At 73.0% G+C, this 23,518-nt stretch carries 25 protein-coding genes; 17 read left to right on the forward strand and 8 right to left on the reverse strand.

Annotated features, from left to right (window positions below):
• Positions 1-423, reverse strand: coding sequence for a hypothetical protein (locus ACIBTV_RS03935; RefSeq protein ID WP_396702110.1), 423 nt, complete (start codon positions 421-423; stop codon positions 1-3).
• 284 nt (positions 424-707) lie between these two features.
• Here ACIBTV_RS03935 and ACIBTV_RS03940 point away from each other — a divergent pair, with 284 nt between their 5' ends.
• The 6 genes from ACIBTV_RS03940 to amaP all read left to right on the forward strand — a co-directional run bounded on the left by ACIBTV_RS03940 (position 708) and on the right by amaP (position 3,325).
• On the forward strand, positions 708-1,133 hold the full coding sequence (locus ACIBTV_RS03940; RefSeq protein WP_396702112.1) for an Asp23/Gls24 family envelope stress response protein: 426 nt from the start codon (positions 708-710) through the stop codon (positions 1,131-1,133).
• 2 nt (positions 1,134-1,135) lie between these two features.
• Positions 1,136-1,450, forward strand: coding sequence for a hypothetical protein (locus ACIBTV_RS03945; RefSeq protein ID WP_396702114.1), 315 nt, complete (start codon positions 1,136-1,138; stop codon positions 1,448-1,450).
• A 94-nt stretch (positions 1,451-1,544) separates the two neighbouring features.
• Positions 1,545-1,724 carry a hypothetical protein gene (locus ACIBTV_RS03950; protein ID WP_396702115.1) on the forward strand — a complete coding sequence of 60 codons (180 nt, stop codon included), beginning with the start codon at positions 1,545-1,547 and terminating at the stop codon, positions 1,722-1,724.
• A complete protein-coding gene (locus ACIBTV_RS03955) occupies positions 1,721-2,143 on the forward strand; it encodes an Asp23/Gls24 family envelope stress response protein (protein ID WP_396702117.1) in 423 nt (140 codons plus the stop codon). Before ACIBTV_RS03950 ends, ACIBTV_RS03955 begins: the two co-directional genes overlap by 4 nt.
• Positions 2,144-2,155: 12 nt before the next feature.
• Positions 2,156-2,686 (forward strand): DUF6286 domain-containing protein, encoded by a 531-nt coding sequence (locus ACIBTV_RS03960; RefSeq protein WP_396702119.1) that lies wholly within the window; start codon positions 2,156-2,158, stop codon positions 2,684-2,686.
• A 3-nt stretch (positions 2,687-2,689) separates the two neighbouring features.
• Positions 2,690-3,325 carry an alkaline shock response membrane anchor protein AmaP gene (gene amaP / locus ACIBTV_RS03965; protein WP_396702121.1) on the forward strand — a complete coding sequence of 212 codons (636 nt, stop codon included), beginning with the start codon at positions 2,690-2,692 and terminating at the stop codon, positions 3,323-3,325.
• Positions 3,326-3,386: 61 nt separating this feature from the next.
• Here amaP and ACIBTV_RS03970 read toward each other — a convergent pair whose 3' ends face one another.
• The gene (locus ACIBTV_RS03970) at positions 3,387-3,665 is read right to left on the reverse strand and encodes a BON domain-containing protein (protein ID WP_396702123.1); all 279 of its coding nucleotides are present in this window, start codon (positions 3,663-3,665) and stop codon (positions 3,387-3,389) included.
• A gap of 195 nt (positions 3,666-3,860) precedes the next feature.
• Between ACIBTV_RS03970 and ACIBTV_RS03975 the strand changes: the two genes are divergently transcribed.
• On the forward strand, positions 3,861-4,937 hold the full coding sequence (locus ACIBTV_RS03975) for an AI-2E family transporter (RefSeq protein ID WP_396702125.1): 1,077 nt from the start codon (positions 3,861-3,863) through the stop codon (positions 4,935-4,937).
• Between the two features lie 48 nt (positions 4,938-4,985).
• On the opposite strand, the gene ACIBTV_RS03980 is transcribed toward ACIBTV_RS03975, so the two are convergent.
• The 4 genes from ACIBTV_RS03980 to ACIBTV_RS03995 form a co-directional block, all read right to left on the reverse strand.
• Positions 4,986-5,702, reverse strand: coding sequence for a hypothetical protein (locus tag ACIBTV_RS03980; protein ID WP_396702127.1), 717 nt, complete (start codon positions 5,700-5,702; stop codon positions 4,986-4,988).
• Positions 5,703-6,064: 362 nt separating this feature from the next.
• On the reverse strand, positions 6,065-6,835 hold the full coding sequence (locus ACIBTV_RS03985; RefSeq protein WP_396702129.1) for a class I SAM-dependent methyltransferase: 771 nt from the start codon (positions 6,833-6,835) through the stop codon (positions 6,065-6,067).
• A complete protein-coding gene (locus ACIBTV_RS03990) occupies positions 6,832-7,515 on the reverse strand; it encodes a DUF2064 domain-containing protein (protein ID WP_396702131.1) in 684 nt (227 codons plus the stop codon). Before ACIBTV_RS03990 ends, ACIBTV_RS03985 begins: the two co-directional genes overlap by 4 nt.
• On the reverse strand, positions 7,512-8,210 hold the full coding sequence (locus ACIBTV_RS03995) for a glycosyltransferase family 2 protein (protein ID WP_396702862.1): 699 nt from the start codon (positions 8,208-8,210) through the stop codon (positions 7,512-7,514). Before ACIBTV_RS03995 ends, ACIBTV_RS03990 begins: the two co-directional genes overlap by 4 nt.
• Before the next feature lie 150 nt (positions 8,211-8,360).
• Here ACIBTV_RS03995 and ACIBTV_RS04000 point away from each other — a divergent pair, with 150 nt between their 5' ends.
• Positions 8,361-9,764 carry a hypothetical protein gene (locus tag ACIBTV_RS04000; RefSeq protein WP_396702133.1) on the forward strand — a complete coding sequence of 468 codons (1,404 nt, stop codon included), beginning with the start codon at positions 8,361-8,363 and terminating at the stop codon, positions 9,762-9,764.
• A gap of 85 nt (positions 9,765-9,849) precedes the next feature.
• Here the strand turns inward: ACIBTV_RS04000 and ACIBTV_RS04005 are convergent, their stop codons facing one another.
• Positions 9,850-10,911, reverse strand: coding sequence for an NAD-dependent epimerase/dehydratase family protein (locus ACIBTV_RS04005; RefSeq protein WP_396702135.1), 1,062 nt, complete (start codon positions 10,909-10,911; stop codon positions 9,850-9,852).
• Positions 10,912-11,122: 211 nt separating this feature from the next.
• On the opposite strand from ACIBTV_RS04005, the gene ACIBTV_RS04010 reads away from it, so the two are divergent.
• The 8 genes from ACIBTV_RS04010 (at position 11,123) to ACIBTV_RS04045 (ending at position 19,394) form a co-directional block, all read left to right on the forward strand.
• A complete protein-coding gene (locus tag ACIBTV_RS04010; protein WP_396702137.1) occupies positions 11,123-12,514 on the forward strand; it encodes a molybdopterin-dependent oxidoreductase in 1,392 nt (463 codons plus the stop codon).
• Positions 12,507-12,998: a hypothetical protein gene (locus ACIBTV_RS04015; protein ID WP_396702139.1), complete on the forward strand. Its 492-nt coding sequence runs from the start codon at positions 12,507-12,509 to the stop codon at positions 12,996-12,998. Before ACIBTV_RS04010 ends, ACIBTV_RS04015 begins: the two co-directional genes overlap by 8 nt.
• 49 nt (positions 12,999-13,047) lie before the next feature.
• Complete coding sequence (locus ACIBTV_RS04020) at positions 13,048-13,851, forward strand: S-methyl-5'-thioadenosine phosphorylase (RefSeq protein WP_396702141.1); 804 nt, start codon at positions 13,048-13,050, stop codon at positions 13,849-13,851.
• A gap of 96 nt (positions 13,852-13,947) precedes the next feature.
• Positions 13,948-15,315, forward strand: a complete 1,368-nt coding sequence (locus ACIBTV_RS04025; protein ID WP_396702143.1) for a pyridoxal phosphate-dependent decarboxylase family protein — start codon at positions 13,948-13,950, stop codon at positions 15,313-15,315.
• Positions 15,316-15,483: 168 nt separating this feature from the next.
• Positions 15,484-15,783: a hypothetical protein gene (locus ACIBTV_RS04030; RefSeq protein WP_396702145.1), complete on the forward strand. Its 300-nt coding sequence runs from the start codon at positions 15,484-15,486 to the stop codon at positions 15,781-15,783.
• 86 nt (positions 15,784-15,869) lie between these two features.
• A complete protein-coding gene (locus tag ACIBTV_RS04035; RefSeq protein ID WP_396702147.1) occupies positions 15,870-17,207 on the forward strand; it encodes an FAD-binding oxidoreductase in 1,338 nt (445 codons plus the stop codon).
• A 188-nt stretch (positions 17,208-17,395) separates the two neighbouring features.
• The gene (locus ACIBTV_RS04040; protein WP_396702149.1) at positions 17,396-17,953 is read left to right on the forward strand and encodes a hypothetical protein; all 558 of its coding nucleotides are present in this window, start codon (positions 17,396-17,398) and stop codon (positions 17,951-17,953) included.
• 1 nt (position 17,954) lies between these two features.
• Positions 17,955-19,394 carry a dihydrolipoyl dehydrogenase family protein gene (locus tag ACIBTV_RS04045; RefSeq protein WP_396702151.1) on the forward strand — a complete coding sequence of 480 codons (1,440 nt, stop codon included), beginning with the start codon at positions 17,955-17,957 and terminating at the stop codon, positions 19,392-19,394.
• 105 nt (positions 19,395-19,499) lie between these two features.
• Here the strand turns inward: ACIBTV_RS04045 and ACIBTV_RS04050 are convergent, their stop codons facing one another.
• On the reverse strand, positions 19,500-20,108 hold the full coding sequence (locus ACIBTV_RS04050) for a TetR/AcrR family transcriptional regulator (protein WP_396702152.1): 609 nt from the start codon (positions 20,106-20,108) through the stop codon (positions 19,500-19,502).
• A gap of 340 nt (positions 20,109-20,448) precedes the next feature.
• On the opposite strand from ACIBTV_RS04050, the gene ACIBTV_RS04055 reads away from it, so the two are divergent.
• Complete coding sequence (locus ACIBTV_RS04055; protein ID WP_396702154.1) at positions 20,449-23,475, forward strand: S8 family serine peptidase; 3,027 nt, start codon at positions 20,449-20,451, stop codon at positions 23,473-23,475.
• Positions 23,476-23,518 lie beyond the last annotated feature (43 nt).

A 23,518-nucleotide genomic window follows, 5' to 3' on the forward strand; every position in this document is an offset into this window, starting at 1 on the left:
CTAGCCACCCCCGCTGACCTGCGCAGTCGGTCGTCCGCCGGATACCGCGTACGCAAGATCACTGCTAGCGTACTTATCGTCGGAGCCCGGGCAGTGGAGCGACAGCCCGACGGTCAGGGCGCCCGCTGCGGTGATGCGGACGAGGTGCCCGTAACGCCCGCACGAGTTCGGCGTCCTGCGGCGCTGTCGGGTGAGGCCGTTGTCGTGGGGCACCTCGCAGCCCGGGGCCCCCGCGTCGAGCACCGCGCGGGTGACCGGCGCGGACCACAGCGCGGTCAGCTCCGCGGCCAGGTCGTCCACCAGCCGGGAGACGTCGACGGCGGCCGTGGCGTGCAACGCCTCGGCGACGATCAGCACGTTTGAGGTCTGCGGCCGCACCGCCGACCAGCCGCTCTGGCTGGCCGAGCGCCTGCGCGCCGCCATCGCCGATGGTCGGATCGTCCCGGGCCGCCCCCGGGCTCGTCCTCGGCTACGCCGCCCGCACCGCCACCGACATCGACGAGGGCGTCGCCACGATCGCCGCCGTCCTGCGCCCGCTGCGCTGAGCGGGGTGACCCTGCCACCAACGGGGGAACGTCGGTGCCATCGCCGACCCCAGGCGGCCCGGGACCACAGGCTTAACAACTGTCGAACGGTGCCGGAGCGAGCAGCCGAGGGAGTGGGCAACGCCGATGAGCCAGAACGTCAGAACTGAACAGGCTGGACAGGTGGGCGGGAGCCGGTCGGCCGGTCAGAGCAGGCTGAACAACGACGACGGCAAAATCATGATCGCCGAGAACGTCGTGCAGAAGGTCGCCGGGGTGGCCTGCCGGGAGGTCGCCGGCGTGCATGCGATGGGTGACGGGGGCACGCGCGCCTTCAGCGCCATCCGCGAGCGGATCCCGGGCAGCAGCGGGCCGAACGTGTCCCAGGGGGTAGGTGTGGAGGTCGGCGAGAACGAGGCCGCCGTCGACCTGGACATCATCGTCGAGTACGGCGTGAGCATCGCCGACCTCGGCCGGAACATCCAGCGCAACGTCAAGACGGCCGTCGAGCGGATGACCGGGCTCAACGTCGTCGAGGTCAACGTCAGCGTGGACGACGTGCACCTGCCGGAGAGTGACGGCCAGCAGAACCAGTCGCGGGTGTCCTGAGCATGGTGGCGGTAGAGCCGGTGGCGGTGGTCGACGGCGTGGACGTCGACGCCGTCGCCGCCGCGGTCCGCGCCTGTCCGGCCGTGGCGGGCCTGGTCGCCCTCGGCGGACGTGGCACCTACCTGCCCGGCCGCCGGGTCGACGGGGTGGTGGTCGACGCGGACACGGTCCTCGTGCAGGTCCGGGCCCGGTGGGGAGCGCGCGCCCCGGAGCTGGCCGCGCAGGTCCGCGCGGCGGTGGCGCCGCTGGTCGCCGGACGCCACATCGACGTCGTCGTCGCTGATGTGGGCGACCCACCGGACGGCGACGGCCGGTGACCCGAGGTGGGCTGATCGCGGTGTGTCCAGGCCCCGCGTCGCCGCCGACCGGCGGACCGCGGGATTCGGAATCAGGATGGGAAGAGCCGACAGCATGAGCAAACTGATAGGCGCCGTCTTCGGCCTGGCGTTGGGGTTCGCCCTGGCGTTCGGCAGCTTCGGCCAGATGGTCATCGTGGCACTGTTCGGAGCCATCGGCTTCGCCGTGGCGAAGGTCGTCGCCCGTGAGATCGACCTGAGTCCGTACGTCCAGGGCCGCCGGAGCAGCCAGTGACAGTCGGCGAAGCGGTCGGCGTGTCCAGCCGTTCGGAAGACGAGTACCTGGGGCGCCTGCACATCCATGACCGGGTGGTGGAGAAGATCGCCGCCCGGGCCGCACGGGAGATCGCCGAGGCGGGCAGCGCCGCCCCGCGGGTGCTCGGGCGGACCCTGCCCTGGTCCGGTCGCCTCGGCACCCGCTCCGCTGACCTGGACGCGCCACCGAAGGCCTCCGTGGAGGTCGAGGGATCGGTGAGCCGCATCGAGCTGTCCATCGGTGTCCGCTGGCCCGCCTCCATTCCCGATGTGGCCGCGCGGGTCCGCGACCAGGTCCGCACCCGGGTGTCCCACCTGACCGGCCTGCACGTGCAGGAGGTCGAGATCACGGTGGACGATCTGATTCTCAACCAGGCGCCCCGCGCCCGGGTGAGGTGAAACGAGGCCACGGTGCGAGTCCTCAACCGTCTGCTCGCTTTCCTCCTGAGCCTGGGGCTGGCCCTCGGGTTGCTGCTCGTCGCGAGCGAAGTCGTCGCCTTCCGGGTGGGTGCGGGGTGGGTCGCCCTGGACTGGCCCGGCCTGTATCGCTGGGCGAGCGGTGCCACCTGGGGCAGCGCCCTGGTCCGCACCATCGGCATCGGCCTGACGATCGTCGCGCTCCTGCTGCTGATCGCGCAGTTCGTCCGCCGCGCACCGGGACGGCTGCGACTGGAACCCGTCGACCCCCGCACCGACACCGCCCTGACCCGGCGTGGCCTGGCGCGGGCCGTACGCAACGCCGTCGTGGCCGTCGACGGCGTCCGCGACGCCAACGTCACGGTTCGCAAGCGTCGGCTGAAGATCCGCGCCGAGGTGGTGTCGACGACGGCTGCGGGGATGGGGCCCGTGCGGGACATCACCGCCGCCGCACAGCACCGCCTCGACACACTGCGCCTGATCAATCCGCCGATCCCGTACGTACGGCTCGACACCGAGGAGTAGTCGATGCGCGTCGACCGCCGCAACCGGGTCCTGCTCACGCTCTTCGCCGTCCTCCTGTTCGCCGTCGGTGTCGCCGTCATCCTCGCCGGCACCGACGTGTACGGCGAGAACGTCCACCGCCAGCGTCTGCTCGACAATCCCGTCGCGCGCTTCGTCGGTGACAACGGCGACTGGCTCTGGCCGTTGGCGGCCTTCGTCGCCGTGGTCCTCGCCCTACTCAGCGTGGGCTGGCTGACCAGCGTCGTCCGCACCGAACCCCGCCAGCGACACATCACCCTCCCCGGCGACGGCCAGTTGGGGAGGACGGTCCTGGACACCGGCGCCCTGCGGACCGCCGTCGAGGAGGAGGTGGCGGGCTTCCCCGACGTCAACGACGCCGACGTCAGGGTCTCGGGCACCGCCCAACGGCCTCGTCTCGTCCTGCGGGTCACCGCCGATCCCGACGCCGACATCGCCGTGCTGCGGCAACGGCTCGAAACCATCGCCGTCGGCCACGCCCGGCAGGCACTGGGACAACCGGATCTGCCCGTCGTCATCGACCTCGGCTACAGCGCCCACCGCCGCCCACCACGGCTCAGCGCGGACCATACGACGGACGTGACCGGCCTGACCACGTCCCGAGCGGACGCGGGCGCCTGAGCAAACCGTTCGACGATTGGCATGGACGCACAGCCGCCACTGCCCGCCGCCGCGACCCCGTTCAGCGCTGGGAAGCGTGCAGCCGGTTGTTGACGTCGTGCACCCCGGGGGTGTCCCACGCGCATTCGTGGGCGTGTGCGCGCACCTCGACGGAGCTGGTGACGCCCTCGAGAACCACGACCCGGTTCTGCACCTCGATGCAGATGTGTTCGTGGCGCAGCAGCGGATCCCGCAGCATGCGGTCCAGCAGCCGACAGGCCAACCGGGCGTCCGCGCAGGCGGGCTCGCTGCGAAACGCTGACGGCGGCTGGTAGGGCAGGAACCAGGGAACGTACGTCATCGCTGCTCCTTCGATCGCGGCTGGTTCCCCTTGCGCTACCCACGACGGCTGTGAGGCAACACGACGAATCGATGACGATCTGCCCTCATCGACGCGACGGCTCACCGCTGCGCTCACGTCGCCCGAACGGGTGATCCGGGCCGGCCGGAAAGCCGTCGCGGGTGAGCCGGACAGGAGGGCGGGTACGGGACCCTAATGAGCCACGGACCGGGTAGGGCCCGACCGCCCCTGCGCGGACTCCCGGTCGGCCTGCTACGCGCGGCCGTCGTCTGCGGCAGCGCCCTGGTGGTCGCGGTCACGCTGGCGCTCGCCGTGTGGGCGCTGGCTCGGATCGGCCCGGTGACGCTGGCGGTGGCCGCCGCCCTGCTCGCCGCCTCGCTGCTGATGCCCCTCGTCGACCGGCTCGCGCGGCTGCGGCTGCCACGCGCTCTGGCCGCCCTGGCCGGCGTGCTGGTGCTCGTCCTCGTGCTCGTCCTACCGCTGGCGCTGCTCGGCCAGCAATTGGTGGACCAGTTCGACGACCTCGGCCGGCAGCTTGACGAGGGGATCGCCCGGACCCGGTCGTGGCTGGTCGGCGGGCCGTTGCCGATCGACGAGAAGGACCTGGATGCCGTCTGGGCGCAGTTCCGCGCCGCGCTCAGCCGTGGTGGACCGGATCCGGCGGCCAGCGCGTACCTGGCCGTGGAGACCGTCGGCGCGATCGCGCTGGCGCTCGTGCTGCTCTTCCTGATCCTCAAGGACGGGCACCGGATGTGGGCATGGGTCGTCGACCGGCTGCCCGAGCGCCACCGCAGCACCGCGCGACTGATGGGTACAGGTGGCTGGGACGCGCTCAGCGGGTACATGCGCGGCACCCTGCTGGTCGCCGCCGTGGACGCCGCCGGCATCGGTCTGGCGCTGTTCCTGGTCGGTGTGCCGCTGGTGCTGCCGCTGGCGTTCCTGACCTTCGTGTCCGCGTTCATCCCGATCATCGGTGCGACCCTTGCCGGGGCGGCGGCGGTGCTGGTGGCGTTGGTCGCCGACGGTCCTACCGCGGCACTGATCGTCCTCGCCGCCGTGATCGGCGTGCAGCAAGCCGAAGGCAACCTCCTCCAACCCTTGATCATGGGGCACACCGTGCGGCTGCATCCCGCCGTCATCCTCGTCGCGGTCAGCGCCGGCGCGGTTCTCGCCGGGGTCGCGGGTGCCCTCGTCTCCGTACCCCTCGTGGCTGCGAGCTACCGGGCGCTGTCGGCGCTGGCGGCGGCACGCGACGGCCCGACGGAGCCATGACAGGGTGAACCGCTGGCACTCGAACTGATGCGTCAGACGAGAGGAGCGTCACCCGCCAGCGCGCTCGCCGGTGGGGGAGGACTGCTCACCGCGCCGGTCCCTGTCGAGGAAGAAGGCGCCCAGAGCGCCGGCCAACGTCCCGAATACCACGATCGAGTACGCGGCCAGCAGCAGTTCGATGACCTGGGAGAACGTATCGTTCGCACGCAGTGGCTCGCCGGTGATGGTGGTCAGTGCCACGTCATGCAGAGCCTGTCCGTAGGTGCGGTAGGACCTCGTCAGCACCAGCAACTGCCCGGTCGCGAGGATGATCGCCGTTGTCACCACGGCCAGCCAGGCCAGCCGGTCGGTCAGCAGTCGACCGGCGGAGCGCGATCCGCGGACGGCGGCCGCGACCACCCCGGTGCCTCGCGCGGCCCGCAGCAGGGCGACGGCCCTTGCGAACCGGAGGAACGGAACGGCCAGGAAGACCAGTTGCCACCAGTTGCGGCGCCAGAACTGTTTCCACCGGTGGCGGGCCAGCCAGGCCCGTAACGCGAACTCGGCGACGAAGACCGCCCACAACACCCAGCTGGCGACCTGGAGCGCGGCGGACAGGGTGGCGTCGCGGGCGAACGCCTGGCCGAGGATCAGCAGCAGGAACACGACGCCGAGAGCACCCATCGGCTTGTCGAGGCGACGGGCAAGACCGTGTAGTGCCGCCTCCGCCTCCTGACCCGGCCGGTCACCCTGACCGGTGGGCCCGCCCCGTCCTCGTGACGTCACCCTGCTGAAGGGTAGTCATTTAGGGGTACGTGCTCGGTGGGATCGGTCGAACCGGCTGTCGCCGTGTGCTGCGGGTCAGGACGGCGGCGGGGGGAATGGTCGCTGCGCCGCGTCGGGACGGACCACGACTGACCATGAGCAGCAACCCGATGGCGGCTGCGTCGACGTGCCGGGACTCGGACAATTTGATCACCATCTCGTGCGGTTGCGGGTCGAGGAGCTGTCACGAACGATCCAACCTTCGCCTGCGCCGATGGAGACCGCTGCGCGGTCGTATGACAGTCCGGTGACATGCGGCGGAGGGTGCCGGGCCAGGGGCGTTGTGACCGTACGGGCTCGCGGCCGGCGCCTGCCCGGTCCGCTCAGCGCTTCGTCGCCGGCCGGGGCAGCGATACGGCCAGTTCACCGAACCAGCGTCCGCCGTGCTGAACGATCTCGCGCACGGCGAGGCCGGCGCGGGCAGCGACATGGTGGGCGGCGCGGGCGTCGAGCCGCGCCCAGCGGAACACCGGCCCGAGGACGAGCCGGCCGGTGCGGGCGGTGGTGGCGATGCGGGCGTGTCCCTGCCACAGTCCGGGCCCCGGCGGCTCGAGTTCGACCAGCACGGTGCCGGCCGGGTCGAGCAGCGCCCGGCAGCGGCGCAGCAGCGCGACCGGGTCACCGCCGATGCCGATGTTGCCGTCGAGCAGGATCGCGTGCGCCCACCTGCCCTCGCCGGGCAGGGGCTCGAACACGTCGCGGTGGATCGCCACGGCGCCACGGGCACGGGCGGTGGCGACCGCGTACGCGTTGACGTCGACGCCGATGGCGGTGATGCCGGCTCGGGCGAGCGCCAGGATGAGCCGGCCGGGACCGCACCCGAGGTCGAGGGTCGGGCCGGTGCAGCGGGCCACCACCTCCGCCGTCGCCGGCTCCGGGGGCCCGTGCCAGCGGCGGACGGGCAGCCGGCTGCGCGCCCCGTCGTCGTACACGAGCCAGTGCTCGGTGGTGCCCGTGGACCGCAGCGCGGCGGCGAAGCCGCGCCCGCCGTCGTCCGGTCGGCGGCCGGCCACGGCGCGCACGGCGATCAGGCCGACCTCGGCACCCGGCCCGGGGTCGCCGCCGTTGGTGGGGACGGTGAAGACGGAGGTCATCCGGGTCCGCCGCTGGTCACGAGGGTGCGGCGGACCGCCGCGACCTGCCGGGCGAACCGGCCGCCGGCAGCCGTCGTGGCCACCGCCAGCGCGTCGGCCCACTCGTCCACGTCCCGCAGCACCGGCAGCGGCGCCGGGCGCAGTCCCCGGTCCACCAACGCCGCCCAGGTGCGCCGGCCGGTCTCGGGCGTGGACATCGGCACACCGCGCAGCGCCCACGCGTGTCGCGGGTCGCGCAGCCCCAGGGCCCACCAGCCGCCGTCGACGGCCTCGCCGAGGACCGCGTCGACGGTGGCGAGCCGGCGCGCCGCGGTGGTGAGCCGGTGCGCCGTCACCTGTGGCGTGTCCATGCCGATCTGGAGCACCGGCCGGTCCGGAAAGGCCGCCGCCACGTCCGCGTACGCGTTGGCCAGCCGCTCGCCCAGACCGGTGCCGCGCTGCGCCAGCACCGTCCACCCGGTGAGGGCCGCGGTCAGCCCGCCGGCGTCCTCGCCATCGGCGAGCTGACCGGCGCAGGCGAGCACGGGGATCACCCCGGGGGTGGCGCGGACCGCGTCCAGCGTGTCCCGCAGCGCGGCGGCGGCGATCCGGGCCGCCTGCACCGGGGTGGCGGGCGGACAGAGCCGGGTCTTGACCGCGCCCGGCACCGGTGCCTTGGCCATCACCAACAGGACGGTCACCGGGGCACCCCCACCGTTCGCAGCACGGTCGCGAAGTCGCGGGTGGCGCGCAGGGTGCCGCGTACCGAGCCGGAGACCTTCGATCGGGTGCCGGCGGCGCGCGGCGAGTACGTCACGTCGAGCTCGCGGATTCGCCAGCCGGCCGCGGCCGCTCGGATGAGCAGCTCCAGTGGGTAGCCGAACGCCCGGTCGGCGACGTCCAGGGCGAGCAGCGCCTCGCGGCGGCCCACCCGGATCGGGCTCAGGTCGCGCAGCGGTACGCCCTGACGCCGCAGCAACGCCGCGACCAGGGCCGTACCGGCTCGCGCGTGCCAGGGCCACACTCCGGCGGCGACGGGGCGGCGGCGGCCGACCGCGAGGTCCGCCGCGCCGGTCGCGACGAGTGCGACCAGGGCGGGCAGCTCGGTCGGGTCGAAGGAGCCGTCGGCGTCCAACACGCAGACCAGCTCCGACTCGGCGGCCGCCAACCCGGCGTGCACCGCGGCGCCGTAACCCCGGCGAGGCTCGTGCACCACCCGTGCCCCGTGTCGGGCGGCGACCTCCGGCGAGCCGTCCCGCGACCCGTTGTCGACCACGATCGGCCGGTAACCGGGGGGCAGCGCGGTCAGCACCAGCGGCAGCGCGGCCGCCTCGTCGAGGCACGGCAGCACCACGTCGACGGGTATCGGCGCGGCATCGTCGTGATCGAACTGCATCGGCATATCGCCGACGCTAGAACGCGTCCCACCTGCTCGGGGCCGGAAAGTGATTACCGAAGCCTTACCACCGACGCGTTCTTACCGAACGGTGACGGCCCGGCGGTTCGGCTACCGGGGGGCCGGCGGTGGCCGTACCGTCCGGACGTCATGAACTCCGCTTCCACACTGGGCACCGCCCCCGAACGGACTCCCACCCGGCGGCGGCTCGGCGACCTGGTGGTGCTCGGCGTCGAGGCGGCGCTGCTCACCGCCGCGGTGCTGGTCGGCGTGCTGCTCAACCGGCGTGGCGTGGGCCTGTACGCCGACGCCGCCCCGCTGTACGCGACCTGGCTGCCGCACGTCGGCTGGGGCACCCCGGCGGCGGTGCTGGTCGCCGCGGTGGTGATCGGCCCCGGGCTGCGGTGGGCCAGGACAGCCCGGTGGGGCGCCCTGCTGGCCGCGGCCTGGCTCGCGGCGGTCGCCTGGACGCTGTCGCTGGCCCTGGTGGACGGCGCGTCGGCCGGGCTGACCCAACGGATGACCCCGCAGGCGGAGTACCTGTCCGAGGTGCCCGGCGTCAGCGACATCCCCGCGATGCTGGCCGGCTTCAGTGGCCGGATCCTCGACTTCCAACCGGAGTCCTGGTCCACCCACACCGCGGGTCACCCGCCGGGGGCGCTGCTCATCTTCGTCTGGCTGGATCGGGTGGGCCTCGGCGGCGGCACCAGCGCCGCGCTGGCCTGCGTCCTGATCGGCGCCACGGTGTCGGTCTCGGTGCCGGTGACGCTGCGGGCCCTCGGTGCCGCCGACGCGGCGCGGGCCGTCACGCCGTTCCTCGTGCTGCTGCCGGGGGCGGTCTGGGTGGGTGCCTCCGCGGACGGGATCTTCGCCGGCGTGGTCGCCGCCGGCCTCGCCCTGCTGGCCGTACGCGGGCCGGTCGTCGCGGCGGTCGGTGGCCTCCTGCTCGGCTTCGCGCTGTACCTGTCGTACGGGTTCGTGCTGGTCGGGCTGCTCGCCCTGGTCGTGGTCGTGCTGCGCCCGACGCGCCGGGTGGGCGCGCTGCTCGCCGCGCTGGCCGGGGTCGCCGGGGTGGTGCTCGCCTTCACGGCCGCCGGTTTCCCGTGGTGGGTGGGGTACCGGCTGGTGGTCGAGCGCTACTACCAGGGCTGGGCGGCCGAACGCCCGTACGCCTACTGGGTGTGGGCGAACCTCGCGGCGCTGCTGCTCGCCGCCGGGCCGGTGCTCGGGCCGGCGCTACGCCGGGCGGTGGTCACGGCGGCCGCCGCGGCCCGCTCCGGGCTGGCCGGTGGCCGCCGCGGGGTGCGGGATCGTGCCGCCGCGATACGTGGGATGGGCGCGGCCGTGCTGCTTCCGCTGGCCGCCGGGCTGGCCGTCGTCGGCGCGGACGTGTCCGGCCTCAGCAAGGCCGAGGTCGAACGGATCTGGCTGCCGTTCACGGTCTGGCTGCTGGTGGCCGCGGCCCTGCTGCCGCCGCGCGCCCATCGTTGGTGGCTGGTGGGGCAGGCCGCCACGGCCCTGGCGGTCAACCATTTGCTCTGGACCGTCTCCTGACCCGAGCCGGCCGGATCGGCGGTGTGCTCCGGGCGTCGTGGGTGGGCCCGGCGGCTGGCCGTCTTGGTGGCCCGACGGGCGAGGCTCAGCCGGCGAGGGCGGCCGGTTCCCGCTGCGGGTCGGTGGCGAAGGCGGCGATCCCGTCGGCGAAGCGGACCCGGGCGGTGTAGCCGAGCAGCTCGGTGGCGCGTCGCGGGTCGGCCACCACGTGCCGGACGTCCGCCGCCCGGGCGCCGCCGACCACCACCGGCGTCGGCCCGTCCATCGCCGTGGCCAGCGTCGTCGCCAGCTCACCGACGGTGTGCGGCTCGCCGGAGCAGACGTTCAGCGGCACCAGCGCGTCCGGCGGCGGGGTGGCCAGGGCGAGCACGTTCGCCCGGGCCACGTCGGTGACGTGGACGAAGTCGCGCCGCTGCCGACCGTCCTCCAACACCCGTGGCCGCAACCCGCTGGCCAGGGCCGAGCGGAAGATCGACGCCACTCCGGCGTAGGGGGTGTCGCGCGGCATCCGGGGACCGTAGACGTTGTGGTAGCGCAGCGCCCAGACGTCGCCGCCGGTCTGCCGGGCCCACGCCCCGGCCAGGTGCTCCTGGGCCAGCTTGCTCGCCGCGTACGTGCTGCGCGGCTCCAGCGGAGCGTCCTCGGGCACCAGCAGCGGAGTGAGGGACTGAGCGCAGACCGGGCAGGTGGGGTCGTACCGGCCGGCGGCGACGTCGACGTCCCGACGCGGGGCGGGGCGGACGACGTCGTGCTCCGCGCAGGTGTAGCGCCCCTCGCCGTAGACCACCATCGAGCTGGCCAGGACCAGCCGCCCGACCCCGGCCCGGTGCATCGCGGCGAGCAGCACCGCGGTGCCGAAGTCGTTGTGGCTGGCATAGTCGGGCGCGTCGGACGGGTCGAGGCCGTGCCCCACCATGGCCGCCTGGTGACAGACCGCGTCCACTCCGGCGAGGAGCTCGGCCAACACCGCCGCGTCGCGCACGTCGCCACGGGTCACCCCGTGCGGGCGGGACCAGTCGGGGAGCTCGCCCCCGTGCGCCTGCGGCAGCAGCAGGTCCAGCGCCACCACCTCGTGCCCCTCGGTCACGAGCAGATCGGCGATCTGCGATCCGATGAACCCGGCCGCACCAGTGAGAAGTACCCGCATTCCGGTCAGGGTAGGCCAATCGGGGTGGCCGACCGGGTCGATCCGACGCTCGTCAGGACTCCGTAACATCCGCGGATCCTCACGCGTTCGGTAAGTGTTCGGTAAGGCGCGAACTCACCTGGACGGCAGCCGGATCTCCTAGCCTCGCCTGAGGAACGCCACGCGGATCGACAGGGGATTCACTCCCCGGAGTGGTTAAGGAGACAGACCTGTGCCAGCCCGCCCTTCCGGCCCCCAGGGCGATCACGGGCACCCCGACGACGGTCGTCGGCCGAACCCGGGCGGCGGGAGCGACGTCGCCTTTCCGGCTCCGCTGTGGCGGGCGCTGCAGCGGCACCCGGCGCCGGGTGCGCGAGCCGTCCAGCGGAGCTGGCGCAGCCCGCTGCGGGGCCCGTGGCTCACCTCGGTCTTCGGGCTGGTGCTGCTCGCCCTGCTCCCCGTGGTGATCATCACCGGGCTGCTGGACTACGCCGCCTACGGACCGCAGTTCGGTCAGGCGTTTCCCCACGACGTGGGCTGGCTGCGGCTGCCACCGTTCGACTGGCCGACGCGGCCCTCCTGGCTCTTCCGCCTCACCCAGGGCCTGCACGTCGGCCTCGGGATCGTCCTGATCCCGGTGGTGCTCGCCAAGCTCTGGTCGGTGATTCCCAAACTGTTCGACTGGCCACCGGCCCGCTCGGTCGCCCAGGTGCTGGAGCGGCTCTCCCTGCTGCTGCTGGTCGGCGGGATCCTCTTCCAGATCGCCACCGGCCTGCTCAACATCCAGTACTCGTACCTCTTCGGCTTCGACTTCTACACCGCGCACTACTTCGGCGCGTGGGTCTTCACCGCCGCGCTCGTGGCGCACGTCGCCCTGAAGCTGCCCCGGCTGGTCTCCGCGTTCCGGTCCCGTCCGCCGCGCGAGGTACGGCACACCTCCCGCGCCGCGACCCGACCCGAACCCGCCGACCCGGATAATCTGGTGGCCGCTCGTCCCGGACCGGCCACCATGAGCCGACGCGGCGCGGTGGCCCTGGTCGGCGGCGGCTCCCTGCTGCTGGCGGTGCTGACGGTCGGGCAGAGCCTCGACGGCCCGCTGCGCCGCACCGCCCTCCTGCTGCCCCGCGGGCAGGCCCCCGGCGAGGGGCCGAACGGGTTCCCGATCAACCGCAGCGCCGCGGCGGCCGGCATCCGACCCGAGGCCACCGGCCCGACCTGGCGGTTGACGATGACCGGCGCGGGCCGCACGATCCACGTCGACCGCGCCGCCCTGCTGGCCATGGGCCAGCACACCGCCCGGCTGCCGATCGCCTGCGTCGAGGGGTGGTCCACCCTGCAGACCTGGACCGGCGTACGGCTTCGCGACCTGGCCGCGCTCGCCGGGGTGCCCGACCCCGCCTCGGCGTACGTCGAGTCGCTGGAGCGCACGGGCCTGTTCCGCCAGGCGACGCTGCAGGCCAACCAGGTCCTCGATCCCGACTCGTTGCTCGCGTTGCGGGTCAACGGCGTCGACCTGTCGGCCGACCACGGATATCCGGCCCGGATCATCGTCCCGGCCCTGCCCGGCGTGCACTGCACCAAGTGGGTCGCCCGCATCGAGTTCCGGAGCGGCGGCGATGCGTAGGTGGATCGACCGGCTCCGCGCCGCCTACGGCGGGGGACTCCGCCACGTACTGCTGATGTTGGTCTGCTTCGCCGTCGCCGGCTGGGTCGTCGCGCGACTGGCCGGGGAGCCGACAGCCGGCCGGATGCTGCTCTGGTTCGTCGGCGCGGCCGTGGCCCACGACCTGGTCCTGTTCCCGATCTACGCGACGGCCGACGGCGGCCTGCGTCGGGCCGTCCGGGCCGGCCGCCGGGGGGCCGGGCCGGCCCGCATCGCCCTGCTGAATCACCTCCGGGCCGCGGCGCTCGCGGCCGCCCTGCTCTTCCTGGTGTTCCTGCCCGGCATCCTCGGGCTGACCCCGGACACCTACCGGGCCGCCACCGGCCAGGAACGTGTCTCGTACCTCGCCCGCTGGCTGGCGGTCACCGGCGTGCTCTTCCTGATCAGCGTCGCGTGGTGGGCGATCAGGTGGGCCCGGTGGCGCCGAACGCCGCGCCCACAGTGACCTGACCGGACCGGCAGCGGGCCCACCCCGCGCAACAGAAAGGTTGGCGGTGCGTCCCTTCGCCGAACTCGCCATCATCGGGGGCTCCGGGCTCTACGCCCTGTTCGACCAGGCCGCCGAGCACGTCGTCACCACTCCCTACGGGCCGCCCTCCGACCCGATCGCCGTGGCTGAGGTCGCCGGCCGCGCGGTGGCGTTCCTGCCGCGACACGGCCGCGACCACCGGCATCCACCGCACCGGATCCCCTACCGGGCCAACCTCTGGGCGCTGCGCTCGATCGGCGTGCGCCAGATCCTCGCCCCGTGCGCGGTGGGCAGCCTGCGGCCCGAGTGCGGGCCGGGCGCCTTCGTGCTGCCCGATCAGCTGATCGACCGCACCAGTGGCCGCGTCCAGACCTACTACGACGAGGGTGCGGTGCACGTCTCCTTCGCCGACCCGTACTGCCCCGCCGGGCGCGCTTCGGTGCTGACGGCGGCTCGCCAGCAGGAGGTCGACGTCCACGACGGGGGAGCGATGGTCGTCGTCGAGGGACCCCGGTTCTCCACGCGCGCGGAGTCCCGGTGGTATGCCGGCATCGGCGGCACGGTCATCAACATGACCGGGCACCCCGAGGCGATCCTCGCCCGGGAGTTGGCGCTCTGCTACACCGCGATCGCTCTGGTCACCGACTTCGACGCCGGCGTCACCAGCGACGAGGCGGTGACCCAGGACGAGGTGTTCCGGGTCTTCGGCGAGAACACCGCCCGGCTACGTGCCCTGCTGCTCGCCGTCGTCGGACGGCTGCCCGACCAGCGGGACTGCCGCTGTCCTCAGGCGCTGGACGGCCTCACGCTCCCGTTCGACCTGCCCTGACCCGCGCGCCGAGCGGGAAAAGCGACCCTTGCGGTGCTGGTCGACGAGCGAGTAGACGAATGCGTGTCGGCTCCGTCGATCAGGGAGGCTGCTGCCATGGAGGACTTCGGGCACCTGTTCCGCCTGGCGGCCGAGCAGGCGGCGGACTTCCGGGGCGCGCTGTCGGACCGCCCGGTCGGCGTGCCCGTCGATCGGGCGGCGCTGGCCGAGGCCTTCGCCGGCCCGCTGCCCGTCGCGGGGCGCCCGCCGGAGCAGGTGCTCGCGGATCTGGTGGCCGCGGCCGAGCCGGGGCTGGTCGCCAGCGCCGGCCCGCGGTACTTCGGGTTCGTGGTCGGCGGCGCGTCGCCGGCGGCGACCGCGGCCGACATCGTCGCCGCCGGCTGGGACCAGCTCGCGACCAACGCCGTCTCGTCGCCGGCCGCCATCGCGGCGGAGGCCGCCGCCGGTAGCTGGTTGAAGGAGCTGCTGGGGATACCGGCGTCGGCGTCGGTCGGGTTCGTCACCGGCGCCCAGGCGGCCAACACCGTCGGGCTCGCCGCCGCCCGGCACCACGTGCTGGCGGAGGCGGGCTGGGACGTGGAGCGGCGCGGGCTGCCCGGCGCGCCGCCGATCCGGGTGATCGCGGGGGAGGAGCGGCACGGAACCATCGACCGGTCCCTGCGGCTGCTCGGCCTCGGGACCGACCTGGTGCGGCCGGTGTCCGCCGGACCGAACGGCGCCATCGACCTCGCCTCGTTACGGGAGGCGCTGCGGGCCGGCTCGTCCGGACCCACGATCGTCTGCCTGCAGGCCGGGAATGTGAACACCGGCGCCTGTGACCAGCTGCGCGAGGCCTGCGAACTGGTTCGTCGGCACGGGGGATGGGTGCACGTGGACGGCGCCTTCGGGCTGTGGGCTGCGGCGAGTCCGGTCACCCGGCATCTGGTCGACGGGCTGGAACTGGCGGATTCGTGGGCGTGCGACGGTCACAAGTGGCTCAATCTCCCGTACGACTCGGCGTTCGCGATCTGCGCCCGGCCCGACGTGCACGTGGCGGCGATGTCCTACCGCGCCGCGTACCTGGTCGGCTCCGGAGGAGCACCGGAAGGGGCCGACCTCACCGCCGAGTCCTCCCGGCGGGCCCGGGGGTTCGCCGTCTGGGCCGGATTGCGGGAACTGGGCGGCGCGGGTGTCGCCGCGCTGGTCGAGCGGTGCTGCGGACTGGCTCGGCGGTTCGCGGCGGGCCTGGCCCGGGCCGGGTTCGAGGTGGCGAACGAGGTGGTGCTCAACCAGGTGCTGGTCGGCTTCGGCGACGACGCGCGCACCGACCGGGTGGTGGCCGCGGTCCAGGCTGACGGCACCTGCTGGGCCGGCGGGACGACCTGGCACGGACGGCGGCTGATGCGGATCTCGGTGTCGAGCGCCACCACGACCGAAGCGGACGTGGACCGATCGGTGGCCGCGATCACCCGGCTCGCCGCGTAGCGCGTCCTCCGGCACCGGCGGTGAGCTGGATAGAACGATCGGTCTTGACGATCGGGCGGCGGGCCACTACCGTCGTACGAGACAGAACGATCGTTCTGCCGCGCGGGAATCCGCTCGTTCGTGCCTTCCCTCGCGCGTCATCACCGGACCCCATTGAAGGAGGGTGACATGCCCACCAAGATCACGTTGATCATCGGCAATCCCACGAACCCCGACGAGTTCGAGAAGATCTATGCCGACGTACGCCAGGCCGCGGAGACGTTCCCGAAGCTCCAGCGGGTCGAGTCGGCCAAGGTGTGGCCGAAGGAGGACGGCACGCCCACGCCCGCGTACCGGACGCTCGACCTGTACTTCGCCAGCTACGAGGACGCCTCCGCCGCCGTCGCGACGCCCGTCGCCGGCGCCGTCTTCGGTGGGCTCCAGGGGGCCCAGGTGGAGATCACCGGACTCTTCTCCGACATCGAGTAGGACCGCACCCCGTCCGACGGCACGGCCGCTCAACCGAGCGGGACGGCCGCAGCCAGACGACCATCAGCCACCAAGGAGTGGAGCCGATGTCCGACCTCCCCGACGGTCCCCTGGCCGTACCCGTCGCCGCCGCGCTGCGAGACCGGGTGCGCCCCGAGCGGATCGTGACCGACGCCGCCGTGGTCGACCGCCCGGCGGCCGTGATCCGCTGCGGGGAGGTCGGCGACGTCCGGGCGGGCGTCGCCGCCGCCCAGCGGCTGGGCGTGCCGCTGTCCGTGCGCGGGCGCGGCCACGACTGGGCGGGGCGTGCGCGGCGCGCGGGCGGGCTCGTGCTCGACCTGTCCGGCATGAACAGCGTGCGGGTTCATCCGGAGGGCGGGCAGGTGACGGTCGGTGGCGGGGCGAGCGTCGGCGAGGTCCTGTCGGCCGCCGAGGAGCACGGGCTGGTCGCGGTCACCGGCACCGTCGACTCGGTCGGCATGGTCGGGCTGGCGACGGGCGGCGGCTACGGCCCGCTCAGCGGGCGGTTCGGGCTGGCCGCCGACAATCTGGTGGCCGCCACGGTGGTCCTGGCCGACGGGTCCGTCGTGATCGCCGACGAGACCGGCGACCCGGACCTGCTGTGGGCGCTGCGCGGCGGTGGCGGCAATTTCGGCGTCGTGGTCGAGGCTCGCTTCGACGTGCATCGCGTCCCGTCGGTCGTCACCGGCACCGTCATCTACCCGCTCGATCAGGCCACCGAGGTCCTGCGGCGCCTGCGTGAGCTGCACGAGGAGATGCCCGACGAGTTGACCGTGCAGATCGCTCTGCTCAGCGGGCCGGACGGGGCGCCTGTCCTCCTGCTGGCGCCGACGTGGTGCGGACCGTTGGCGACGGGTCTGGCCGAGGACGGCCCGGTGCATGCCCTGGCGCGGCTGGGACAACCCGTCGTGGCCGCGGTCGCCGAGAAGCGTCTCGCTGAGGGCGCGGCCGAGTTGGGGACGATGTTCCCGTACGGACGGCACGTGGAGATCCGGACGCGGTCCGTGCCGGTGCTCTCCGATGACGTGACCGCCGTGCTCATCGACCACGTGGTGCGCAAGCCCGCTCCGCTGACGGCGGTGTCCCTGCACTCCTTTCGCGGCGCCGCGGCCAGGGTCGCGCCGCAGGCGACCGCTTTCGGTACGCGGGTGCCGCACCACATGGTCGAGATCATCTCGATCTGGACCGAGGAACGCGAGTCGCCGACGCATCGACAGTGGGCGCGGGACCTCGCCTCGGCCCTGGCGCCGTACTCGCTGCCGGGTGGCTATCCCAACCTGCTCGCGCCGGACGCGGTGGACCAGATTCCGTTCGGCTTCGGGGCCAACGCCGAGCGCCTGCGGACGCTGAAGGGCCGCTTCGACCCGGACGGCGTGTTCAGCGCCATTCCGCTGCCGTTCTGACCCGCGTCCGTCGGTCCGTGCGGTCGGGATGACCTGATCGCGTCGCAGAGGGATAGAACGTTCGGTATTGACATTGCCGGGCCGAGGCGTCTATGTTGAGAGTGACAGAACGTTCGTTCTACCCAAGGATGCCGGGCGTCCGTCACCCCGCTGGACGTTCGTTCTCAGCAATCACCGAGAGGATGACCATGACCACCGTTGCCACCCCTGGCATCTCGACGACGGCATCCGCCCTGCGGCGGCTCTACTTCGTCCGCTTCGCGTTCGCGATCGTCTGGGCCGCCGTGACGTTCGCGATCGCCGGCGACCTCAACCCGCTCGCCGTCGCACTCTTCGTGATCTACCCGCTGTTCGACGTGGCCGCCGCGGTCGTCGATGCCCGCTCGTCGCGGGCCACCGGCTCGCCTACCCTGCTGTACGTGAACATGGCGGTCAGCCTGCTCGCCGCGATCGGCCTGGCCGTCGCCGGGGCGTCCGGCATCCCGGCGGTCCTGCGGGTGTGGGGCGCCTGGGCGGTCGTGGCCGGCCTGGTGCAGCTGGTCGTGGCCGTACCCCGCCGCAGGATGGGCGGCCAGTGGCCGATGATCATCAGCGGTGGCCTCTCCGTGCTCGCCGGTGGGTCGTTCATCGCCAGCGCCGCCGCGGCCGACCCGGCGCTAGCCAACGCGATCGGGTACGCCATCCCCGGCGCCATCTTCTTCCTCATCGCAGCCATCCGCCTCGGTCGTACCGCGAAGGGGAACTGACATGGACAGCGGCACGTACGACGTCGTCGTCATCGGCGCCGGGCCGGTCGGGGAGAACGTCGCCGACCGGGTCGTGCGGGGCGGGCTGACCGCCGCCATCGTCGAGCGGGAACTCGTCGGCGGTGAGTGCTCGTACTGGGCGTGCATGCCGACCAAGGCGTTGCTGCGCAGCGCGACCGCGCTGCGGGCGGCCCGTCGGCTGCCCGGAGCACGCGAGGCGGTGACCGGCGACCTGGACGCCTCCGCCGTCCTGCGCCGCCGTGACTCCTTCGCCTCGAACTGGTCGGACGACGGGCAGGTGTCCTGGCTCGACTCGGCCGGGATCGCGCTGTACCGCGGCCAGGGACGGATCAGCGCCGAGCGGGTCGTCGAGGTCACCGGCGCCGACGGGGCCACCGTGTCGCTCACCGCGCGGCACGCGGTCGTCGTCGCGACCGGCAGCGGCGCGCTGATCCCGGAGGTCACCGGGCTGCGCGCGGCGGCACCGTGGACCAGCCGGGAGGCGGCCGCCGCGAGCGAGGTTCCCGGTCGGCTCGCCATCATCGGCGGCGGCGTGGTGGCCACCGAGATGGCGACGGCGTTCGCGGGTCTCGGATCCGTGGTGACGGTGTTGGCCCGGGACGGGGTGCTGCCGCTGGCCGAGCCGTTCGTCGGTGAGCGGGTCACGCGGTCGCTGCGGGACGCCGGTGTGTCCGTACGCCTCGGCGCCGAGGCCGCGTCGGTGCACCGCGACGGCGACGGCACGGTACGCGTCACGCTCACCGACGGCGAGCAGGTGGACGCCGACGAACTCCTGGTCGCGACCGGTCGTACGCCGAACACGCAGGACCTCGGCCTGGACCGGATCGGCCTGAAGCCCGGAGCCTGGCTCACGGTCGACGACACCTTGCGGGTCGTCGACGGCGACGGGGCGTTGATCGGCGACGGATGGCTGTACGCGGCCGGTGACGTCAACCGGCGCGTGCTGCTGACCCACCAGGGCAAGTATCAGGCGCGCGCGGTGGGTGACGTCATCGTGGCGCGAGCCAAGGGCGAGCCGGTGGCGGACGGCCAGTGGGGCCGGCACGTCCCCACCGCCGACGAGCGTGCCGTGCCGCAGGTTGTCTTCACCGACCCGGAGGTCGCCTCGGTGGGGTTGACCGCGGCCGCCGCCGCGGCCGCCGGGCTGCGGATCCGGGTCGTCGACTACGACCTGGCCGCCGTCGCCGGAGCCGCCCTGCACGCCGACGGATACCAGGGGCACGCCCGGATGGTCGTCGACGAGGACCGCCAGGTGATCGTCGGCTTCACCCTCGTCGGTCCGGACGTCGCGGAGCTGCTGCACGCGGCGACGATCGCCGTCGTCGGCGAGGTCCCGCTGCACCGGCTGTGGCACGCCGTGCCCGCGTACCCGACGGTCAGCGAGGTGTGGCTGCGCCTGCTGGAGGCCTACGGCCGCTGACCCGCAGGTGGACGCGGGCCAGCGGGCGTCCCGAGTGCGAAGACGGCGGCGGCCCACTCGACATCGTCGGGTGGGCCGCCGCCGTGCGCGTCGCTGTTGCGTGCGCTAGCGGGCCGATCCGGCCGACTGGCGCTCGGTGTTGACCCGCAGGAGGCCCTCGACGCCGCGGAGGAAGGTCTCGGACACCAACGCGGGGTCGAAGAGGCAACCGGCGGCCATGGCGCCGTCGCGGAGCATGACGAAGTGACGGGCGGCGGAGTCCGCCGTCTCCTCGTGGACCTGCGCCATGAGCGCGGTGATGGTGTCCAGGAACCATTCCCGGTGGGCGATGATTTCCTGGTGCACGGGATGGTTCGTGTCGGGATACTCCGCCGCGGCGTTCAGGAACGCGCAGCCACGGAAGACCGGCGAGGTGATGCGCTCGGCGATGGCGCCGGCGACGGCCAGGAGGGAATCGGCCGGTGACGGGTTGGCGGCGATGGCCGCGTCGACCATGCCGCGCTCCATCTGGTGCACCTGACGCAGGTAGGCGAGGATGAGGTCGTCCTTGCTGGGGAAGTGCCGGTAGAACGTTGCCCGGGTCACCTTCGCCTCGGCGATGATCCGGTCGACTCCGACGGAGTGGATGCCCTCCGCGTAGAAGATCCGGGTTGCCGTGCTGAGCAGTCGGCTTCGTGCCTCGGAGGGCCGGGTGTCAGGCTCGTCGCGCGTCATCCCCCCAGTTTAGCGAATAGAACGTTCGGTCTCAGGGACGCGCGCCGCCCCGAGCCCGGTCCGCCGACCGGGTCGACGGACGGTCGACGGACGGTCGACGGACGGTCGACGGACGCGGTCGGCCGGTTCCGGGCCGCGAAAATGACGCTCAAAGTACCCGCGATGTTACGAGCTTGTTTCCGAGATGACGGCCGCGTTACGCGCTCTTCTCTGGAACGGGTTGCCGATCCTACGTTTCGCCCACCGCCACCACCCGTGGTGGCCGGTACCGAACGTGGAGGGCAATGACGTGCCACAACGCAACGCACACCGGCGCGGAGGGGGCAGGCGCGCGGTCAGCATGCTGGCCGCCGTCACGCTTGCGGCGGCCGGTCTGACGAGCCTGCCGGGAGGTGCCGCCGCGGCGCCGACGGCCAGCGGCGGACCAACCACGCGCTACCTCGTCCAACTCGACGACGAACCGCTGGCCGCCTACAGCGGCGGCGTGGCCGGGATCGCGGCCACCAAGCCGACCGGCGGCGGCAAGCTCAACCGCAACTCCGGTAACGCCAAGGCCTACCGGCAGCATCTGCGCCAGAAGCGCGCGGACGTGCTGACGAGCGTGGGTCTGACCGCCAGCCAGCCCCGGGTGACGATGGAGACCGCGTTCAACGGCTTCGCGGTCGACCTCACCAAGCCGCAGGCGGCACGACTGCGGGCCACCCGCGGTGTGCGTGCGGTCTACGAGAGCCGGACGGTGCGCGCCGCCACCTCGCACACCCCGGACTACCTGGGCATGACCGGACAGGGCGGGGTGTGGCAGCAGCAGTTCGGCGACGTCGCCCACGCCGGTGAAGGCATGATCGTCGGGGTCATCGACAGCGGCTTCTGGCCCGAGAGCGCGAGCTTCGCGCCGCTGCCCTCCCCGCGCCCGGACCAGGCGCTCATCGACGCCAAGTGGCACGGCGTCTGCGACACCGGCGTCGAGGCCCCCGTCACCTGCAACAACAAGGTGATCGGCGCCCGCTGGTACAACGACAGCGGGATCGCCGACCAGTTCCCCGACGAGTACTCCTCGCCGCGTGACCGCAACGGCCACGGCACCCACACGGCCAGCACCGCCGCCGGCAACAACGGCGTACCGGCCTCCTCGGGCAGCCAGGATCTCGGCATGATCTCCGGGATGGCCCCGGCCGCCCGGCTGGCGATCTACAAGGCGCTCTACGACAACGGCGCGGGCTCCGCCACCGGCACCGATGTCGACATCGTGCACGCCATCGACGACGCGGTCGCCGACGGCGTCGACGTGATCAACTACTCGATCGGCGACGACAGCGAGATCTTCGGTGCGATCGACGCGGCGTTCTACAACGCCGCCGCCGCCGGTGTCTTCGTCTCCGCGGCCGCCGGCAACGCCGGGCCGTACGCGGGCACGGTCGACAACTCGCTGCCGTGGCTGACCACGGTCGCCGCGAGCACCACCGATCGGCAGTACGTGCGCAAGCTGACCCTCGGCGACGGCACCGTGCTCACCGGCGCGGGCGTCGGCGAGACCGCCGTAGGGCCGGCGCCGCTCGTCTTCAGCCGGACCGCGGGACCGGACCCGAACGACACGTACGGTGCCGAGCTCTGCGCCGACAACACGCTCGACCCGGCCAAGGTCAAGGGCGCGATCGTGCTCTGCCTGCGCGGCGAGATTCCGCGTACCGACAAGAGCATCGAGGTGGCCCGGGCCGGCGGCGTCGGCATGGTCCTCTACAACGACTCGTTGAACTCCCTCAACGCCGACGTGCAGACCGTGCCGACCGTACACATCGACGAGGTCGCCCTCGCCCGGGTCAGCGCCTACGTGGCCGCCGGCAACCCCACCGCGAGCATCTCGGCGGGCAAGCAGGAGACCGTCGAGGGGCCGCAGGTCGCCGCCTTCTCGTCGGCGGGCCCGTCCAACCTGAACGCCGGTGACCTGCTCAAGCCGGACATCAGCGCCCCCGGGCAGGACATCGCCGCAGCGTTCTCGCCCGCCGGCGGCGGCAACGACTTCGCCGTGGAGTCGGGCACCTCGATGGCGGCGCCGCACATCGCCGGCATCGCCGCGCTGGTGCTGGCGAAGCACCCCGACTGGTCGCCGGCCGCGGTGCGCTCGGCGCTCATGACCACGGCCGTCGACACGACCGACAAGGGCAACCCGATCAAGATCGGCAGCTACGATGCCACCCCGCTCAACTACGGGGCCGGCCAGGTCAACCCGGGCGGCGCCTTCGACCCGGGCCTGATCTACGACTCCGGGCCGCAGGACTGGATGCGCTACCTGTGCGGCGTGGCCGCCCGGGGCACCGAGTACCTGCAGATGGACGGCTGCGACGAGATCGGCGCGCTCGACACCGCCAAGCTCAACTACCCGTCGATCTCGCTGGGCCGGATGGTGGGTAAGCAGACCGTCACCCGGACCGTCACCAACGTCAGCGACAAGACCAGCACCTACACCTCCAGTGTGCAGGCCCCGGCCGGCTACAAGGTCAAGGTCACCCCGGCCAAGCTCCAGCTGCGGCCCGGCAAGAGCGCCGAGTTCAAGGTGGAGGTCACCAACGACGGTGGCGCGTTCGACACCTGGGTCGACGGCGCGGTGATCTGGCGCGACGAGCACCGCCACCAGGTGCGGACCCCGCTGGTGGTGCACAACACCGGGCTGAGCGTGCCCGACCGGCTCACCGGCACCGGCACCTCCGGCAACATCAAGATCGACGCCGAGGTGGGCTACCAGGGCAAGCTGATCTCGCAGCTCACCGGCCTGACCGCCGGCACCAGCAGCACCGCCACCCTCACCGGCCGCGGCGTGAGCTGGGACTGGAGCTCGCTGGACAACCTGCCCAGCCCGCTGCCCGCGTCGATCCACAAGAGCACCGTCCGGGTGCCGGCCGGGACCCGCGACCCGCAGGTCCAGGTGACCTCGCGGCTGCCGGTCTGCTCCCACATCGACTGGGACGACGAGGAGGGGACGATGGCGTGCACTGAGTTCAGCGTCAACGTCTACGACACGGCGGGCAAGTTCGTCACCGCCACGGCCAGCGGCCGTGACGGCGCCCGGGTGGACCTGCCGGACGGCGCCGGGGAGTACGTCCTCGTCGTCGAGCAGGAGTTCACCGAGAACCTGCCGGCCGGGCAGGAGACCGAGACGTACACCATCACCACCTACCTGCCGGGCGCGCCGGGCACCGCCACCGGCAAGCTCACCGTCGATCCCAAGCAGCGCAGCGTGCAGGCGGGTGCGACGGCGAACCTGACCCTGCGCTGGTCCGGGCTCACCCCCGGCAAGCGTTACATCGGGTTCGTGGACTTCCGCAACGGCGACGGGCCGCTCAAGTCCGTGCCGATCACCGTCCAGTCCTGAGCGGGACGCCGGCCGGCGCCGCGATGTGTGAACCAGTTCACTG

This window comes from Micromonospora sp. NPDC049366, from assembly GCF_044466625.1.
Taxonomy (GTDB): Bacteria; Actinomycetota; Actinomycetes; order Mycobacteriales; family Micromonosporaceae; genus Micromonospora.